The organism is Streptomyces sp. NPDC048696 (assembly GCF_043198895.1).
GTDB lineage: Bacteria > Actinomycetota > Actinomycetes > Streptomycetales > Streptomycetaceae > Streptomyces.
Window position 1 is genome coordinate 96,091 of sequence record NZ_JBICVJ010000016.1, and the last position, 17,371, is coordinate 113,461.

Sequence of the window (17,371 nt, forward strand, 5' to 3'; positions counted from 1 at the left end):
CTGTTGGTGCCGCCTGGTTTGATCAGTGCATCGGTTCCGGCCAGCCGGTGCTCGGTGGATGCCCACACTCGGGGGAGTGTCACCGTCCGGCCGGGACCGAAGGACAGAGAGATCCTCGGGCGCCTCTAGGCGGTGCCCGGGGATCTCGTCCGTCCTCGGCTGTTGCCCCGGCCGTCCGAGGGCCGAGATGACCGCTTGCGGCGGTCGGGCTTCTTTGCGGCAATTTTACGTGGGCGTACAACCTTTGGGCCGCGCCAGGTGTCGGTGTGCGGCCTGCGGGCCGGTCAGAGGTGGCCGTCGACAATCGCCGTCACATACTCCTCCAGCCTTGCCCCCAACACCTCCTGCGTCAGATCCGTTCGGCCCAGGGTTCGCCATGGAGTGGCCAGTTTTACCGCGTCCGGGGCGTAGGTGAGGGCGTCCAATAGGAGCCAGTACGGGGTGCTTTGGGCGACGTGAGCGGATTCGGTCGCGTAGTGGTGGCGAAACTTCGTTGCCGCGTGTACGCCGTGCAGCAGGGCCAGGGCTGTCGCGCAGTGGGCCACGTCCAGGTCGGCCGGGCCCCAGGATGTCTCGACCCAGTCGACGACGCCGGTGATCCGCGTCTGCTCGCCCGCGCCGCTGAACAGCACGTTTCCGGGGTGGAAGTCGCGGTGCAGGAAACGTCCCTGGTACGGGGGCGGGTCCTGGCGCAGGACGTCGACCGCCCGGTGCCAGACGTCGGGGCGGTGGGTGGCGGCCGGGATGCGGACGCGGTCGGGTGCGGTCCAGGGCTCGTACGCGCGGGGGCGGTCGGGGCCCTCGGCCCGTACCCGGTGGATCAGCGCCAACTGGCTTGCGAGGAGCGGGATCCGGTGGTCCAGGCCGTCCTCGTCCAGGCGCACCTCGCCCTCCAGGCGGGTCATGAGCAGGGACGGGTGGTCGCAGTGCGCGCCGTGCGGGTCGGCCGCGAGCAGGGCGGGCGCGGGGACGTCCGTGTCCGCCAGGAGCGTGAGCACCGCGGCCTCGCGCGCGAGGAGGCCGGGTGCGTGGCGGCGGTAGAACGGCTTGGCGAAGGACCGCAGGACCAATTGCCGCTCGGCGCGGTCGCCTTCGGCTCGCTGTCCCGTGCCGTTCCCTTCGGCTCGCTGTCCCGTGCCGCTGCCTTCGGCCTCCATCCGTAGGCCGTCGCCTTCGTCCTCCGTACGTAGGCCGCTGCCTTCGGCCTCCGTACGTACGAGACGCATCTGGGACGTCCAGCCGCCCCGCAGCGCCACCGCGTCCCGTACGCGCTCGCCCTCCGGCAGGTTCTTGTCGACCCACGCCCGGGTCAGCTCCCAGCCGTCCGCGCCCAGGTCGTCGAGGACGGCGTCCACGAACCGGGCGCGCTCGACGGGGTTCTCGCGGAACCACATCCCCAGGCGGTGATGCGCCCCCTCGAAGGTCAGGCGGCTGAAGCGGGGCTCGTTGTCGCAGGCCAGCGCGGTCGCGACCGCCTCGGTGACGGCGTACGGAATGATCTCGTCCACGGCCGGTACGGCCAGCACCGCGCGCGTGCGCAGCGACCGCAGGACGTCCAGGGCGCGGCAGTCGCGCCAGCTGTCGGGCGTACGGATGATCTCGGTGAAGCGGGAGACGGGCGCCCCCGGCGGCGTTCCGGGCGCACCCGGCTCCACCCCGAACCGCTCGGACCACGCCTCGTCGGCGTACACGGCGGGCGCGCAGAGCCCGATGCCCGCCACCCGGGAGCCGTAGTGCGCGGCCAGGTCGGCGACGGTCTGACCGCTCATGCTGAAGCCGGTCAGGACGAGGCTGTGCTGCGGCGGTACGTACGCGTCGATCGCCGCCCGTGCCTGGCGGAACCGCCGCTCCAGGCTCAACTCGCCCAGGTCCCCGCTGGATTCGCCGTGCCCGGAGAAGTCGAGAGCGAGGACGCGGTGGCCCCGGACCCGGAAGTCCTCCCCCAGTTCGACGAGCCGCGCCTTGTCGCCGATTCCGGCACCGTGGAGCAGGACGACGGTGACGGAGGGGATCACTCCGGTCGGCTCGGCGACCGCGCAGCTGATCCGCTCACCGTCGAACTCGCCTATGAGGCCGGTTACTTCTGCCACCTCTGCCACTCCCTTTTGCGCTTGCCTGTCCGTAAACCCTAGAACTCACAGTGCGGGCGGCAGCGCCCGGCACAGGGCGTCGAGAGCCGCCGGGTAGGCGTGGTCGGGCGGGGTGGCGTAGCCGACGACCAGGCCGTCCCGGTGCGGCGTCGGGGTATCCGGATGGCGGAACTCCGCGAGCCCGTCCAGGGCGATCCCCTGCCAGGCCGCGGCCTTCAGCGCGGCGCGCTCGGTTCCCGGCGGGAGCCGCAGTACCGCGTGCAGACCGGCCGCGATGCCGGTCGCCGTGATGTGCGGGGCCCGTTCGGCGAGGGCTGCCACGAGCTGGTCGCGGCGGCCCCGGTAGCGCTGGCGCATCCGCCGCACATGCCGGTCGTAGTGGCCGCCCTCGATGAACTCGGCGAGGGTGAGCTGGTCCAGGACGCTCGCCCACGCCTCGCGCTCGCCCTTGACCGCGAGCACCGGCCCGACGAGGTGTTCCGGCAGCACCATCCAGCCGAGCCGCACCGCCGGGGACAGGCTCTTGCTGACCGAGCCGACGTACACGACCCGCTCGGGGTCGAGCCCCTGCACGGCCCCGACGGGCTCGCGGTCGTACCGGAACTCGCCGTCGTAGTCGTCCTCCACGATCACCCGCCCCCGGGCCCGCGCCCAGTCGACGACGCCCGCGCGGCGCGCGGGGTGCAGCGGGCCGCCGGTCGGGAACTGGTGGGCGGGCGTGAGGAGTGCGGCGCGTACGCCCTTGAACCGCTCCTGGTCCCTGATCTCGTCGACCTGTGCGCCCTGTTCGTCGAGGCCGACCGGAACCGTACGTACGCCCGCCGCCGCCAGGACGGACCGGTGGAAGCCGAGTCCGTACGCCTCCACGGCTAGCGGGCCGTGCAGCACACCGCCGCCGAACAGCAGCCGCAGGGCGTGGGCGAAGCCGGAGCAGATCACGATGCGGTCGGGGGTGGTGCGTACGCCGCGCACGCGCGCGAGGTAGCCCGCGAGGGCGTGCCGCAGCTCGGTGCGCCCCTGCGGATCACCCGGCCCGAACGCCTCGTTGGGCGCGGCACCCAGCGCGCGGCGGGCGGCCGACAGCCAGGCGGCGCGCGGAAACGATCCGGCGTCCGGCTGCCCCTGGCGCAGTTGGTGCGCGGGCGCGGGGGCCCGGTACGGCACCTTCTTGGGCACCCGGGCCGCCTTCACCGGCTCGGCGCGCGGCGCGACCCGGGTCCCCGAGCCCTGGCGCGCGGTCAGCCAGCCCTCGGCGACGAGTTCGGCGTACGCGTCGGCCACGGTGTTGCGGGCGATACCCAGGTCGGCGGCGAGGGAACGGTACGGCGGCAGCCGCGTCCCGGGCGCGAGCCGTCCGTCCCGTACTGCCTCGCGCAGCGCATGGATGAGCGCGGCCCGCCGACTGCCGGATCCGGTCAGTTCCACATGGAGGTCGGTACCGATCCGCTCGGCGGAATTGACCCATGAGTCCGCCATGTCCACCCGCTTTCCGTCTGGTCTCCGTGGCCCCACCCTAGGCGGGAGCGCGAGGGACAACACCAGGTGCGCGCCCCGGGTCAAGGTCCACACTTGAACGCCGCGCCCGGCGCGAGGGCGCCTCAACGCCCCTGAATCCACCGTGACTTGAGTGAGGGTCGCGCTCTCGCCGTACTGGCCAACTGCCCCACGCGTCTGACGGAAACATGGCAGGATTCCCAGCCCTTGGGGTGGGGGCACACGGGCCGAGGATCGCATTCATGCCATGCGGCATCACAGGGGAGAGCAAGGAATGATCACACGCAGGTCGTTCATCGGGATGGCGGGGGCCGGGGCCGCGGCCCTGTCCCTGTCGGGGTTCACCACCGCGACCGCCACGACCACCAGCCAGTGGGACCGGCTGCGCGCGAATCTGACGGGCACGCTGGTGCTGCCGTCCGACTCCTCGTACCAGACGGCCAAGACCGTCGAGTACGCCCAGTTCAGCCTGACCAACCCGCAGGCCGTCGTGTACGCGGCGAACGCCAACGACGTGACCAACAGCCTCATCTTCGCGCAGTACCACGACATCCCCGTCGCCGCGCGCAGCGGCGGCCACAGCGGCGGCGGCTACTCGACCACGACCGGCCTGGTCATCGACGTCTCGCGGCTGAACACGGTGACGCCCGGCTCCGGCACGGCGACCGTCGGCGGCGGTACGCAGCTGGTCGACGTCGTCAACGGCCTCGGCGCGAGCGGCCTGGCGATCCCGGGCGGCCTGTTCCCGACCGTCGCGCTCGGCGGCTTCCTCCAGGGCGGCGGCGTCGGCCTGCTCACCCGCCAGCACGGCCTGGGCCTGGACAAGGTGACGGCCGCCAAGGTGGTCCTGGCCAACGGCCGCCAGGTGACGGCCTCGGCGACCTCGAACCCGGACCTCTTCTGGGCGATCCGCGGCGGTGGCGGCGGCAACTTCGGCATCGTGACGCAGTACACGGTGACCCCGGCGGCGGTCCCGACCCTGCACTTCGCCGAACTGACCTACAGCTACGACCACGCGGTCGGCGCGCTGCACGGCCTGACCCAGTGGCTGGAGGGCGCGCCGACGACGTTCGGCAGCCGCTCCAACATCGACCTGTTCGACGCGAAGCCGGGCGCCGCGCCGCTGGTGGTACTGCAGGTGGCGTCGGTCGGCACGCGCGCGGAGTTCGACACGGAGATCGCCCGTCTGATCGCCGCGACCGGCGCGAGCCCCATCCAGCAGAACATCTACACGGACACGTACCAGTCCGCGATGATGAAGATCTTCGGCTGCGGCTCGTACTCGCAGCAGCAGTGCCACAACAACACCTGGGACCCGGCGACCGGCAAGCTCGCCCCGTTCGGCAACGCGCTGGGCCGCGGCCGCCTGCTGAGCGAGTCGCCCAGCGAGTCCGACTGGGCCCGGATGGTCGGCGTCTTCGACACCGAGCGCACGGCCGGCCACTTCCACATGTTCGAGATCGTGGCGCTCGGCGGCGCCGCGAACACGGTCTCGCGCACGGCGACGGCGTACGTCCACCGTGACAGCACGCTCCTGACGTCGTACTACAGCTTCGCGTACGGAGTCCTGTCCGGCGCCGAACTCGACTCGGCCCAGCGCTTCTGCGACAACGGCTTCGCGGCGGTGGACCCGATCTCGCGCGGCGAGTCCTACCAGAACTTCATCGACCCGAAGCTGGCGGACTGGCGCGAGGCCTACTACGGCGAGAACTACCCCCGCCTGTCGTACCTCAAGTCGAAGTACGACCCGTACGGGACGTTCTCGTTCGCGCAGGGCATCGACTGACGGCACCCGGGCATCGGGAAGCCCGCGAAGGCCGGGTCGGACCAGGATCCGACCCGGCCTTTGTTTCCACGGCGTACCGGTACGCACCGGTACGGCACTGTCCGCCGCTGTCACCCGGTGACGTCCTCAGCGGCCGGTGTCCCGCGTCCCGCCTCCGCCGGAACCGGCCCGCGCGGCCGTGACGACGATCCGTGTAGGCGACGCCGAGCAGGAGGAGATCGCCGGTCACCTGCGCCATGGTGACGATCGGGGCGGCCTCGCTCTGGGCGGTGATGTCGCCGTATCCCACGGTGCTGAAGGTGACGAGGGTGAAGTACAGGGCGTCGGTCCTGGTGAGCGGTTCGCTGAAGCTGCCGGGGTCGGCCCGTTCCAGCAGGTAGTAGGCGGCTGGCTGGTGGTGGCGAGTGCCTGGACCGCCCGCAGTTGGGGGGTGGGCGAGCGCATGATGCGACGGATCTGCCACACGAACAGCGCCAGCAGCGCGGCGAGTCCGACGGCGAGGGCCGCGACCACGCTCTCGGAGAGCCTGCGGTCCATGGGAAGCAGGAAATAGCCGGTCAGGAGCCCTACCGCGGTGAGCAGGAGCCAGGCCGGGGCCGCTTTCACCTCGGCGTTCCCGGCTGCGGCGCGGCAGGTGATCGTCCGCACAGAGGTCACCTCGGTTTCCACGTGCTGTGCGAGCAGACCGGCAGATTGTTGGCACTCTGCCTGGCCGCACGAGAGCCTGCACGTCCTGGCCGACGTCATCGGTCCGCCCGTCCAGGGCCCGCCCTTCCACGGCACCCCCGTGGTACGGCTCGGCATGCCCCCGGGCATGAAAAAACCCCAGGTCACGGCGAGTGAGTCCTGGGGTTAATCCGAGCCGCCTTCGGGATTCGAACCCGAGACCTACGCATTACGAGTGCGTTGCTCTGGCCAACTGAGCTAAGGCGGCGCGCCGTCCGCACCATGGTGCGATCAGCAACGCGGCCAAGTCTACACAGTTTCCGGGGGTGCTCCTGACCACCCTTGTTCGAGGGACTCGCGCAGCTCAGGTGCACTTCTTGGCGGCGGGCGGGGGTGTGCCCTCCAGGAGGTAGGTGTTGATCGCGGTGTCGATGCAGTCGCTGCCCCGGCCGTACGCGGTGTGGCCGTCGCCCTCGTACGTGAGGAGGCGGCCCGAGGAGAGCTGGGAGGCGAGGGACTGGGCCCACTTGTAGGGGGTGGCCGGGTCGCGGGTGGTGCCGACCACCACGATCGGGGCCGCGCCCTTCGCCTCGATCCGGTGCGGGGCGCCGGTCGCCTTCACGGGCCAGTACGCGCAGTTCAGGGCCGCCCACGCGAAGCCCTCGCCGAAGACCGGGGACGCCTTCTCGAAGGACGGGAGCGCGGCGGCGACCGCGTCCGGGCCGGTGAAGGCCGGGGGCAGGTCCAGGCAGTTCACGGCCGCGTTGGCGTACATGAGGTTGGCGTACTTCCCGTCGGCGTCCCGCTCGTAGTACGAGTCGGCGAGGGTCAGCAGGCCGCCGCCGTCGCCGCGCAGGGCGCGGGTGAGGCTGGTGCGCAGCTCGGGCCAGGTCGTCTCGTCGTACATCGCGGCGATCACCCCGGTCGTGGCCAGCGCCTCGCCGAGCTTGCGGGTCTCGCCGGTATCGACCGGCCTCGCGTCGAGCTCGCGGAAGAACGCCTTGAGCCGCGCCGACGCGTCCGCCACCGACTTCGTGCCCAGCGGGCACTCCTTGCGCTGGACGCAGTCCGCCGCGAACGACTGGAACGCCGTCTCGAAGCCCGCCGTCTGGTCCCGGTTCATCTCCAGCGCCGGCAGGGACGGGTCCATGGCGCCGTCCAGAACCAGGCGCCCGGTGCGGTCCGGGAACAGCTCGGCGTAGGTCGCGCCCAGGAACGTGCCGTAGGAAGCGCCCACGTAGTGCAGCTTCTCGTCGCCGAGCAGCGCCCGCAGGATGTCCATGTCACGGGCCGCCTCCACGGTGGAGACATGCGGCAGGATCCTCCCGGAGTGCTTCTCGCAGCCCGCCGCGAAGTTCTTGAACGAGTTCTCCAGGGCCGTCCTCTCGGCGGCGTCGTCGGGGGTCTGGTCGACCTGCGTGAACGCGTCCATCTCCTGGCTCGTCAGACACTCGACGGGCTCGCTGCGGGCGACCCCGCGCGGGTCGACGGCCACCATGTCGTACCGGGCGCGCACGGGAGCGGGGTAGCCGAGCCCCGCGTACTGCTGGAGGTAGCCGACCGCCGTGCCGCCGGGGCCGCCCGGGTTCACCAGGAGCGAGCCGATCCGCTTGCCCGGGCCGGTGGCCTTCTTGCGGGCGACCGCGAGGTTCACCGACCCGCTCGCGGGCTTCGCGTAGTCGAGCGGCGCCTTCATCGTGGAGCACTCGAAGCCGGGCACACCGCACGCCCGCCAGCTCAGTTTCTGCTGGTAGTACGTGCGCAGTGCGGCCGACGTCTGGGCGCCGCCGACCGAAGCGGTGGACGCTGTCGCGGTGGTGGACGAGCCCCCGGACGAGCACCCGGAGACGAGCAGTCCGGCGGTCACGGCGGCGATGGCGGAGGAACGGAGCAGACGCCTGGAGTCCATCCCGGGAGCGTAACCGCCCGGTGACACGAAGTGCCCTGCCCGTGGGCGGACGACGGCTCGTACGAGTGAGGCCGGTCAACCGTGTGTGCGGATCGACGCCGCCGGTCCGTACGGATCGACCCGGCCGGCGTGCGGCTCGGCCCGGCCCGGCGTACGGGCCCCCGCCAGGGCGGCCCGACGCGGTGGACGGGTCGGCCCGGTGGACGGGTCGACCAAGTGGACGGGTCGCCTCACCCTTCCGGCCGGGCCGCCGCCCCTCGGCTCACCCCGCCCGCAGCGCCACCGTCATCGCCTCGACCGCCAGCAGCGGTGCCACGTTGCGGTCCAGCGCCTCGCGGCAGGCCAGGACCGCCTCGATGCGGCGCAGGGTGGCCTCGGGACCGGAGCCCCGGGCGATCCGGTCCACCGCCTCGCGCGCGTCGTCGTTCGCCAGTGCCGTGCGCGCGCCGAGCTGTATCGCCAGTACGTCACGGTAGAAACCGGTCAGGTCGGTGAGCGCGAGGTCCAGGCTGTCCCGCTGCGTACGCGTCTTGCGGCGCTTCTGGCGGTCCTCCAGCTCCTTCATCGCCCCGGCGGTGCCGCGCGGCATCCGGCCGCCCGCCTGGGCGCCCAGGGCCTGCTTCAGGTCCTCCGTCTCCTTGACGTCGACCTCCTCGGCGAGTTGCTTGGCGTCCTCGGCGGCGGTGTCCACCAGCTCCTGCGCTGCCTTCAGGCAGCCGCCGATGTCCTCGACCCGCAGCGGCACCTTCAGGACGGCGGCGCGGCGGGCGCGCGCGCCCTCGTCGGTGGCCAGGCGGCGGGCCCGGCCGATGTGCCCCTGCGTGGCGCGGGCAGCGGCCGCCGCGACCTCGGGCGCGATGCCGTCGCGGCGCACCAGCACGTCGGCCACGGCCTCCACGGGCGGCGTCCGCAGCGTCAGGTGGCGGCACCGCGAGCGGATCGTCGGCAGCACGTCCTCCAGGGACGGCGCGCACAGCAGCCACACCGTGCGCGGGGCGGGCTCCTCCACGGCCTTCAGGAGCACATTGCCGGCGCCCTCGGTCAGCCGGTCCGCGTCCTCCAGGACGATCACCTGCCAGCGGCCGACAGCCGGGGACAGCTGAGCCCTGCGGACGAGATCGCGGGTCTCCTTGACGCCGATGGAGAGCAGATCCGTACGGACGATCTCCACGTCCGCGTGCGTGCCGACCAGGCTGGTGTGGCAGCCGTCGCAGAACCCGCACCCCGGCACGCCGCCCAGCGCCCGGTCCGGGCTGACGCACTGCAGCGCGGCGGCGAACGCGCGCGCGGCCGTGGAACGGCCCGACCCCGGCGGACCGGTGAACAGCCACGCGTGCGTCATCTTCGACGCGTCCGGCAGCGCCGCCCCCGCCGACACGGCGGTGACCAGCGCGTCGGCGTCCCGCGCGGCGGCGGCCAGCTGCTCCTGCACCCGGTCCTGCCCGACCAGGTCGTCCCACACCGTCATGGCTCACCGCCTCCCCGCTCTGTGCGCGATCCAGCGCCCGGAGTCCGAATTCCGCGTTCCGACCCGTACGTCCCCGTTACGCACCCCATTGTGGGGCAGGGGTCTGACAATCCCGTCCCGCACCGCTCCCCCGCAGGTCAGCGGCGGCGGCCCCGCCGGTCGTCATCGTCGTCGGCGTGCGGCCCGAGCAGTTCGTCGGCGAGCGTCGGCAGATCGTCCAGCGGGGTCTCCTCGGCCCAGTCCGAACGCCGCCGGGGCCGCGCCGCGCGCCCCTGCTCCGGCTCGGCCCGCAGCTGCTCCGGGTCGACCTGCGGCAGCTCCCGCGTCCGGTCGTTCTCCGGGCTCTCGCCCCGCGCGGCCCGCTCGTCGCGGAAGATGCCGGGCGGGAAGCGGTCCGCGTCCGTGCCCCGTACGGGCCGCTGCGCGCCGCGCCCCGGGGCCTGCCCGCGTACGGGCGGCAGCACGGCCGTCTCGTCGGCGTCCCGCACCGGCGGCAGCACCGTCGTCTCGGCCGCGTCGGCCGGGATCTGCGGCAGAACCGTGGTCTCGGCGATGTCAGCGGCGGCCTTGGCCTCCCCGGCGGTGTCCCCGGCGGCCGATTCCGCTCCGGCCGTTCCCGAACCCGCGTCGGCTCCCGGCACCGGCACCTCCTGGGTGACCTCGCCGTCGCTCGCGCCCGGCTCGGGGCTCACCACCGGCGTCGCCACCGTGACCTCGGAGTCCGACTCCGGCGCCGCCTTCGACCTCGCGCGCGTGGCCGCGGCCGACGCCGACTCGGTCGCCGCGGTGGCCGTCGCGGCGGCGGCCGCGGCCGCCGCCTCCGCGAGCCGCCGGGCCTCCTCGGCCCGCAGCAGCGCCTCCTCGGCCTTGCGCTGCTTCTCCAGGCGGCGCTCCTCCGCCTCGGCGCGCAGCCGGGCCTGCTCCTCCGCCAGCCTGCGCAGCCGCTCCTGCTCGGCCGCGGCGGCCTTGGCCTCCGCCTCGCGCCGTAGGCGCTCCTCCTCGGCGAGCCGCCTGGCCTCCTCCGCCTTGCGGCGGGCCTCCTCGGCCTGGCGCTCCTCCTCGCGGCGGCGCGCCTCCTCCAGCTCCAGCCGCTTGCGCTCCTCCTCCTCCTCGGCGCGCAGCTTGGCGAGCTGCTCCTGGCGCTCGCGCTCCAGGCGCTCCTCCTCGGCCTTGCGCGCGGCCTCCTCCTCGGCCCTGCGGCGGGCTTCCTCCTCGGCGGCCTTGCGCGCCTCCTCCTGGGCCTTCACCTCGGCCTCGGAGAGCGGCAGCATCTGGTCGAGCCGATGGCGTACGACCGTGGTGACCGCCTCCGGCTCCTGGCCCGCGTCCACCACCAGATAGCGGGACGGGTCGGCGGCCGCGAGGGTCAGGAACCCGGCACGTACGCGCGCGTGGAACTCGGGCGGCTCCGACTCCAGGCGGTCCGGCGCCTCCGTGAACCGCTCGCGCGCGGTCTCCGGCGCGACATCCAGGAGCACCGTCAGATGCGGTACGAGACCGCCGGTCGCCCAGCGGTTGATCCGGGCGATCTCGGTCGGCGACAGATCGCGCCCGGCGCCCTGGTAGGCGACCGAGGAGTCGATGTAGCGGTCCGAGATGACGATCGCGCCGCGCTCCAGGGCGGGGCGCACCAGCGAGTCGATGTGCTCGGCGCGGTCCGCCGCGTACAGCAGCGCCTCCGCGCGGTTGGAGAGCCCGGCGCTGGAGACGTCCAGCAGGATCGAGCGCAGCCGCTTGCCGACCGGCGTCGCGCCCGGCTCGCGGGTCACCACGACCTCGTGGCCCTTGGCCCGGATCCACTCGGCCAGCGCCTGCGCCTGGGTGGACTTGCCCGCGCCGTCGCCGCCCTCCAGGGCGATGAAGAAGCCGGTGGCGGCCGGGGCCTGGGCCGGGTCGGCGCCGCGCACCGCGTCCCGCAGATCGCGCCGCAGCGGCACGCCCTGCCGGTCGTCGGTCTTGGCCAGCACCACCGCGGCGACCGGCAGCAGCAGCGCACCGGCCAGCATCAGCGTGAAGCCCGCGCCGCCGTGCGCGAAGACGAAGCCGTCCCCGGCGAGCCGGTGCGGGCCGATGGCGGCGGCGACCAGCGGCGCGAGGACGGCGCCGAGGCCGATCGCGACCCGTACGACCGCCTGGAGGTGATCGGTGGTGCGGGCCCGGCGGTACTCCTCGGTCTCCTGGTCGATCAGCGTGTGCCCGCTGTTCGCGGCGACACCGGCCGTGACACCGGCGGCCAGCGCGATGAACAGCACGGTCGCCGTGTCCGGCACCAGGCCCATCGCGAGCAGCGCGACACCGGTGACGGCGATCGCCAGCGCCAGCAGCCGCCGCCGCGACAGCACCGGCAGCACCTTCGGCGCCACCCGGACGCCGACGCCCGTGCCGCCGACCAGCGCGAGGATCAGCAGGGCGAACGCGGCCGGGCCGCCGCCCAGGTCGGCGGCGTGCAGCACGGCGACGGCCGCGGCCGCGGCGATCGCCCCGGCGACCGCGCCGCAGGCCAGTACGAGCAGCGGAACCGCGCCCGTACGCCCCTTGTCGGGCCCGCCGGCGGTCGACGGCCTGCGCAGCCCCTCCAGCGGGGAACGCGCGCGTGGCGTCTGTGTGTCCGGCAGCTGGAGCATCGCCAGGACCGACACGGACGCGGCGAACAGACCCGCCGCCACATACGAGCCGAGGGCCGCCTGGTGCAGCGAGAACCAGTCGACGCCCTTGCCCAGGCCCTTGCTCACGAGAGCCGCGACGAGCAGCGCGACGGCCGCCGTGGGCATCGCCGCGAACGTCGTACGCAACGACAGGCGCCGCAGCGCGTCCACATGGTCCGGCAGGGGGCGCACGGCGGCACCCTCCAGCGGGGGCGCGGGCAGCAGCGCGGGCGCCGCGCTCTCCTTGGCGACCGTCCAGAACCGCTCGGCCACCCCCGCCACGAAGGCCGTGGCCAGGATGAACACCAGCGCGTTGTCGGGCGTCCAGTCGATCCACAGCGGCGCGACGATCAAGAGCGCGGCCCGTACGCCGTCCGCCCCGATCATGGTCCAGCGCCGGTCGAGGGGACCGCTGGGCACAGTCAGCGCGGAGACGGGGCCGAGCAGCACCGCCCCGAAGAGCACCGTCGCGACCAGGCGGGCGCCGAACACCGCGGCCACGGCGAAGGCCGCGCCCCGGTAGCCGCCGCCGAGGGCGTCCTCAAAGACCGCCGCCTGGAGCCCGAGCAGCAGCAGCACGAGTACGGCGAGAGCGTCACCGACCCCGCCGACGAACTGGGCGCTCCACAGCCGCCGCAGCGACGGGATGCGCAACAGGGCGCGTACGGCGCGCTCGCGTGAGTCTGCGGCTAGGGCGTCGGAGGTGGGGCTCACGCCCGTGGGGGTCCCCCCTGCGCCTTCAGAGCTGTGGGGCTGCTCGGCTCGCGTCATCCGCCCAGCCTATCCGGACCCCCCGGGTCCTTGCGGGCCCGCCCGAACATACGGGCGGGGGCGGCTTGCCCACGGTCCCGGCAGGAACCATGGGCGAGCCGCCCCCTTGAGCCGTCCTACTCGGCCGGGGCCGCCTTCTTCGCGGCCGCCGCCGTCTTCTTGGCGGGCGCCTTCTTGGCCGTGGCCGCCGTCTTCTTCGCGGCCGTCTTCTTGGCCGCGGTCTTCTTCGCCGGGGCCTTCTTGGCGGGCGCCTTCTTGGCCGTCTTCTTGGCCGGACCCTTCGCCCGCTTCTCCGCCAGCAGCTCGTAGCCGCGCTCCGGCGTGATGTCCTCCACGCTGTCGCCGGTCCGCAGCGTCGCGTTGGTCTCGCCGTCCGTGACGTACGGGCCGAAGCGGCCGTCCTTCACGACCACCGGACGCTCGCTCACCGGGTCCGTGCCCAGCTCCTTGAGCGGCGGCTTGGCGGCCGCGCGCCCACGGGCCTTCGGCTGGGCGTAGATCGCCAGCGCCTCCTCCAGAGTGATGGAGAAGAGCTGGTCCTCCGACTCCAGCGACCGCGAGTCCGTGCCCTTCTTCAGGTACGGCCCGTACCGCCCGTTCTGCGCGGTGATCTCCACGCCCTCGGCGTCGACGCCCACCACACGCGGCAGCGACATCAGCTTCAGCGCGTCATCGAGCGTGACCGTGTCCAGCGCCATCGACTTGAACAGCGAGGCCGTACGCGGCTTCACCGCGTTCTTGCCCGTCTTCGGCGTGCCCTCGGGCAGGATCTCGGTGACATACGGCCCGTACCGGCCGTCCTTCGCCACGATCTGGTTGCCGCTCACCGGGTCCGCGCCCAGCTCGAAGTCGCCGCTCGGCTTGGCCAGCAGCTCCTCCGCCAGCTCCACCGTCAGCTCGTCCGGCGCCAGGTCCTCCGGCACGTCCGCGCGCTGGTGGCCCTCGGCGTCCTTCTCACCGCGCTCGATGTACGGCCCGTAGCGGCCGACCCGCAGCACGATCCCGTTCCCCACGGGGAACGAGGAGATCTCGCGCGCGTCGATCGCGCCGAGGTCCGTGACGAGCTCCTTGAGACCGCCCAGGTGGTCGCCGTCGCCGTTCCCGGCGTCGGAGGCCGCGCCGCCCTCGCCCTCACCGAAGTAGAAACGCTTCAGCCACGGCACCGCCTGCGCCTCGCCGCGCGCGATGCGGTCGAGGTCGTCCTCCATCCGCGCGGTGAAGTCGTAGTCGACCAGCCGGCCGAAGTGCTTCTCCAGCAGGTTGACCACGGCGAAGCTCAGGAACGACGGGACCAGCGCCGTGCCCTTCTTGAAGACGTAGCCGCGGTCGAGGATCGTGCCGATGATCGAGGCGTACGTCGACGGCCGCCCGATCTCGCGCTCTTCCAGCTCCTTGACCAGCGACGCCTCGGTGTAGCGCGCCGGCGGCTTGGTCGCGTGGCCGTCCGCCGTGATCTCCTCGGCCGACAGCGCGTCGCCCTCGGCGACCTGCGGAAGGCGCCGCTCGCGGTCGTCCAGCTCCGCGTTCGGGTCGTCGGCGCCCTCGACGTACGCCTTCATGAAGCCGTGGAAGGTGATCGTCTTGCCGGACGCGGTGAACTCCGCGTCCCGCCCGTCGCTCGCCCGGCCCGCGATCTTCACGGTGACGGAGTTGCCGACCGCGTCCTTCATCTGGGACGCGACCGTCCGCTTCCAGATCAGCTCGTAGAGCCGGAACTGGTCGCCGGTCAGACCGGTCTCCGCCGGAGTGCGGAAACGATCACCCGACGGGCGGATCGCCTCGTGCGCCTCCTGCGCGTTCTTGACCTTCCCGGCGTACGTACGCGGCTTCTCCGGCAGATAGTCCGCGCCGTACAGCTGCGTCACCTGCGCACGGGCCGCCGAGACCGCCGTCTCGGACAGCGTGGTGGAGTCCGTACGCATATAGGTGATGAAGCCGTTCTCATACAGCTTCTGGGCGACCTGCATGGTGGCCTTGGCCCCGAAGCCGAGCTTGCGGGAGGCCTCCTGCTGGAGCGTCGTCGTACGGAACGGGGCGTACGGCGAGCGGCGGTACGGCTTGGACTCCACCGAGCGCACGGCGAAGGCCGTGTCGGCGAGAGCGGCCGCCAGGGCTCGGGCGTTCGCCTCGTCGAGGTGGAGGACATCGCTCTTCAGTTGTCCGTCGGGACCGAAGTCGCGGCCCTGCGCCACACGGCGGCCGTCGACCGTCGCCAGCCGTGCCACCAGCGAGGACGGGTCGGAGGCGTCGCCCGCCCGGCCGGTGGAGAACGTCCCGGTCAGGTCCCAGTACTCAGCAGAACGAAAAGCGATGCGCTCGCGTTCCCGCTCCACCACGAGCCGGGTCGCCACCGACTGGACACGGCCCGCCGACAGTCTCGGCATGACCTTCTTCCACAGCACCGGCGAGACCTCGTAGCCGTAAAGGCGGTCGAGGATACGGCGGGTCTCCTGGGCGTCGACCATGCGCTGGTTGAGCTCGCGCGGGTTGGCGACGGCGTCCCGGATCGCGTCCTTGGTGATCTCGTGGAAGACCATCCGGTGGACCGGGACCTTGGGCTTCAGGACTTCCTGCAGATGCCACGCGATGGCTTCGCCCTCGCGGTCCTCATCGGTGGCGAGGAAGAGTTCATCGGACTCGGCCAGAAGCTCCTTGAGCTTCCTGACCTGCGCCTTCTTGTCGGCGTTGACGACATAGATGGGCTGGAAGTCATGCTCGACGTCGACGCCGAGGCGGCGCACCTCGCCGGTGTACTTGTCGGGCACCTCGGCGGCGCCGTTCGGCAGGTCGCGGATGTGCCCGACACTCGCCTCGACGACATAACCGGGGCCCAGGTAGCCCTTGATCGTCTTCGCCTTGGCAGGAGACTCGACGATGACGAGTCGGCGGCCGCCCTTTGCGGTCTCGCTGGTCGGGGACAACTTCGCTCTTCTCTCCGGTCGGCACTCGGGTGGCACGTACGAGCTGTACGGTCGCTGCGGAGTGTGACGGTACAACCCGCCCCCGTGTCAAACAGCAAAAGCCCGCAGCGGCCACTCGAACGGTAACCCGACTTACGGCGAATCTGCCGCCTGGACCGTCCGACAACGTTGTGAAAAGCGTTTCGTCCCAGCGCCGAGCCGGGCCCGCGTCCTGGTGCCCACCCGGTCACCGACCCGGTCACCGACCCGGGCATCGCCCCGGCCGGACCGGCAGCCGACCCGGCGGGTCGGCACTACTGCCCGGCATGATCGCCGACGATCCGCCCGCCGCGCCGCCGACGCGTCACAGGCGTGTGAAGCACCACACCCCGGCCACCAGGAACGCCACGCCGAAGCAGGTCGCCAGCGCCGCCGACACCGCGGGACCGCCCTCGTCCGCGACCGGCTCGCGATGCCGGACACGGGCCCCCGTCCATGCCAGCAGCGCGCCCCCGAACAGTACGAAGACCGTCCCCGCGAACACGGCCGGAGCCGCCTCCGCCCCACCCATCCCGTTCATGGCGCGGATCCTGGCACCCCCGGGCAGAGCCCCGGCGAACTCCAGGTGAACGGGCACACCTCGGCGCACGCCATGGCACATCCCGGCGCATCCGGGCACACCTCCATACGGCCCAGCGGGGGACGGGGGGTGTGTTGGGGCGGGGTGGGGAGGGGCGTGGGGAGGGGGTGGGGAGGGGCATTTGTTGGCCGAAATCGGACCCTACGGGGGGGATCCCCTCCCCCCCACCCCACTCCCCCTCCCCCTCCCCTCCCGCCCACGTCACATCACGTCGAGCGTGGCCCGGCGGCGGCTGCCGTGTTCGAAGACGGTCAGCAGCAGCACCGCGAGCACGGCCCAGCCCGCGCCCACCGCCAGTTCCGCCCCGACCTGGCGCCATGCGGTAGCGCCACCCGACGCGAGCCGCCGGGCCGCACCCGCCGCATGGGTGAGCGGCAGTACCTCACCTGTCGTACGCATCCATCCCGGCAGGGACGCACGCGGCACATTGGCACCGGTGAGCAGCAGTAGTGCCGAACTGGCCACATTCGACACCAGGAACACGTCCCGGAAGCGCAGCCCCAGCGCGCCCAGCGCGAGCCCGAACGCCGAGCACGCGACGGCTGCGGCGACCAGGACCAGGGCGAGCCCGGGCACCGCCCCGGCGGGCAGGCTCAGCCCCAGCACCAGACACGCGGCGGCGAGCGTGAAGGCACTGACCACCAGCCCGTTGAGGACATACGGGAGGGCGCGGCCGAACCACAGGGGCGCGCGGCGCCTCGGCGAGAGCAGGACGGCGCCCAGCGTGCCGAACCGCCGCTCGTTCGAGACGGCCATCGTGCCGCCGTACACGCACGCGGTGGAGGAGGCGAGTACGGCGTTTCCTATGAGGTAGAAACGGTCGTCGGCGACGCCGAGTTCCCGGCCGAGGAAGACGAAGAAGAGAAGTTGGAGGACGGGGCCTACCAGCAGCGTTCCGATGAACATGGGCGGGGTGGTCCAGTTGAAGAGCGCCCGGTAGGAGATGGCGCCGCCGACGACCACGAGCCGTCCGGTGCGGATGAGTTGACGCAGCATCGGTGG

10 protein-coding genes and 1 tRNA gene are annotated in these 17,371 nt (G+C 72.7%); 1 reads left to right on the plus strand and 10 read right to left on the minus strand.

All coding sequences use genetic code 11. From position 1 onward, the window contains the following. Nucleotides 1–284: 284 nt before the first annotated feature. Both ACGFRG_RS29185 and ACGFRG_RS29190 read right to left on the minus strand, forming a co-directional pair. Entirely contained in the window at nt 285–2,090 is a 1,806-nt protein-coding gene (locus tag ACGFRG_RS29185) for an alpha/beta fold hydrolase (protein WP_393268671.1), read from the minus strand. Nucleotides 2,091–2,135: 45 nt separating this feature from the next. Next, nucleotides 2,136–3,566, minus strand: coding sequence for a PLP-dependent aminotransferase family protein (locus ACGFRG_RS29190; RefSeq protein ID WP_361429556.1), 1,431 nt, complete (start codon nt 3,564–3,566; stop codon nt 2,136–2,138). A gap of 292 nt (nt 3,567–3,858) precedes the next feature. Between ACGFRG_RS29190 and ACGFRG_RS29195 the strand changes: the two genes are divergently transcribed. Beyond that, nucleotides 3,859–5,370: an FAD-binding oxidoreductase gene (locus ACGFRG_RS29195; protein ID WP_393268674.1), complete on the plus strand. Its 1,512-nt coding sequence runs from the start codon at nt 3,859–3,861 to the stop codon at nt 5,368–5,370. On the opposite strand, the gene ACGFRG_RS29200 is transcribed toward ACGFRG_RS29195, so the two are convergent. From ACGFRG_RS29200 to ACGFRG_RS29235, 8 genes are all read right to left on the minus strand, one after another. Further along, nucleotides 5,315–6,148: a potassium channel family protein gene (locus tag ACGFRG_RS29200; protein WP_393268677.1), complete on the minus strand. Its 834-nt coding sequence runs from the start codon at nt 6,146–6,148 to the stop codon at nt 5,315–5,317. The genes ACGFRG_RS29195 and ACGFRG_RS29200 overlap by 56 nt on opposite strands. Before the next feature lie 82 nt (nt 6,149–6,230). Next, nucleotides 6,231–6,304: transfer RNA gene (locus tag ACGFRG_RS29205), tRNA-Thr, on the minus strand. Nucleotides 6,305–6,400: 96 nt separating this feature from the next. Continuing rightward, complete coding sequence (locus tag ACGFRG_RS29210) at nt 6,401–7,945, minus strand: alpha/beta hydrolase (RefSeq protein WP_361429550.1); 1,545 nt, start codon at nt 7,943–7,945, stop codon at nt 6,401–6,403. A gap of 262 nt (nt 7,946–8,207) precedes the next feature. Continuing rightward, complete coding sequence (locus ACGFRG_RS29215) at nt 8,208–9,413, minus strand: DNA polymerase III subunit delta' (RefSeq protein ID WP_361429548.1); 1,206 nt, start codon at nt 9,411–9,413, stop codon at nt 8,208–8,210. Nucleotides 9,414–9,550: 137 nt separating this feature from the next. Next, nucleotides 9,551–12,829, minus strand: a complete 3,279-nt coding sequence (gene tmk / locus ACGFRG_RS29220) for a dTMP kinase (protein ID WP_393268681.1) — start codon at nt 12,827–12,829, stop codon at nt 9,551–9,553. A 116-nt stretch (nt 12,830–12,945) separates the two neighbouring features. Continuing rightward, entirely contained in the window at nt 12,946–15,750 is a 2,805-nt protein-coding gene (topA, locus tag ACGFRG_RS29225; protein ID WP_361429544.1) for a type I DNA topoisomerase, read from the minus strand. A 343-nt stretch (nt 15,751–16,093) separates the two neighbouring features. Then, a complete protein-coding gene (locus tag ACGFRG_RS29230; RefSeq protein WP_361429542.1) occupies nt 16,094–16,309 on the minus strand; it encodes a hypothetical protein in 216 nt (71 codons plus the stop codon). A 261-nt stretch (nt 16,310–16,570) separates the two neighbouring features. Beyond that, nucleotides 16,571–17,365 (minus strand): ABC transporter permease, encoded by a 795-nt coding sequence (locus ACGFRG_RS29235; protein WP_361429540.1) that lies wholly within the window; start codon nt 17,363–17,365, stop codon nt 16,571–16,573. Between the last annotated feature and the right edge of the window lie 6 nt (nt 17,366–17,371).

Bases quoted from the DNA above. Each gene is read 5' to 3' on its own strand.
- tmk (WP_393268681.1), bottom strand. From the start codon at position 12,829: ATGACGCGAGCCGAGCAGCCCCACAGCTCTGAAGGCGCAGGGGGGACC.
- ACGFRG_RS29215 (WP_361429548.1), bottom strand. From the start codon at position 9,413: ATGACGGTGTGGGACGACCTGGTCGGGCAGGACCGGGTGCAGGAGCAG.
- ACGFRG_RS29210 (WP_361429550.1), bottom strand. From the start codon at position 7,945: ATGGACTCCAGGCGTCTGCTCCGTTCCTCCGCCATCGCCGCCGTGACC.
- ACGFRG_RS29230 (WP_361429542.1), bottom strand. From the start codon at position 16,309: ATGAACGGGATGGGTGGGGCGGAGGCGGCTCCGGCCGTGTTCGCGGGG.
- ACGFRG_RS29235 (WP_361429540.1), bottom strand. From the start codon at position 17,365: ATGCTGCGTCAACTCATCCGCACCGGACGGCTCGTGGTCGTCGGCGGC.
- ACGFRG_RS29190 (WP_361429556.1), bottom strand. From the start codon at position 3,566: ATGGCGGACTCATGGGTCAATTCCGCCGAGCGGATCGGTACCGACCTC.
- ACGFRG_RS29195 (WP_393268674.1), top strand. From the start codon at position 3,859: ATGATCACACGCAGGTCGTTCATCGGGATGGCGGGGGCCGGGGCCGCG.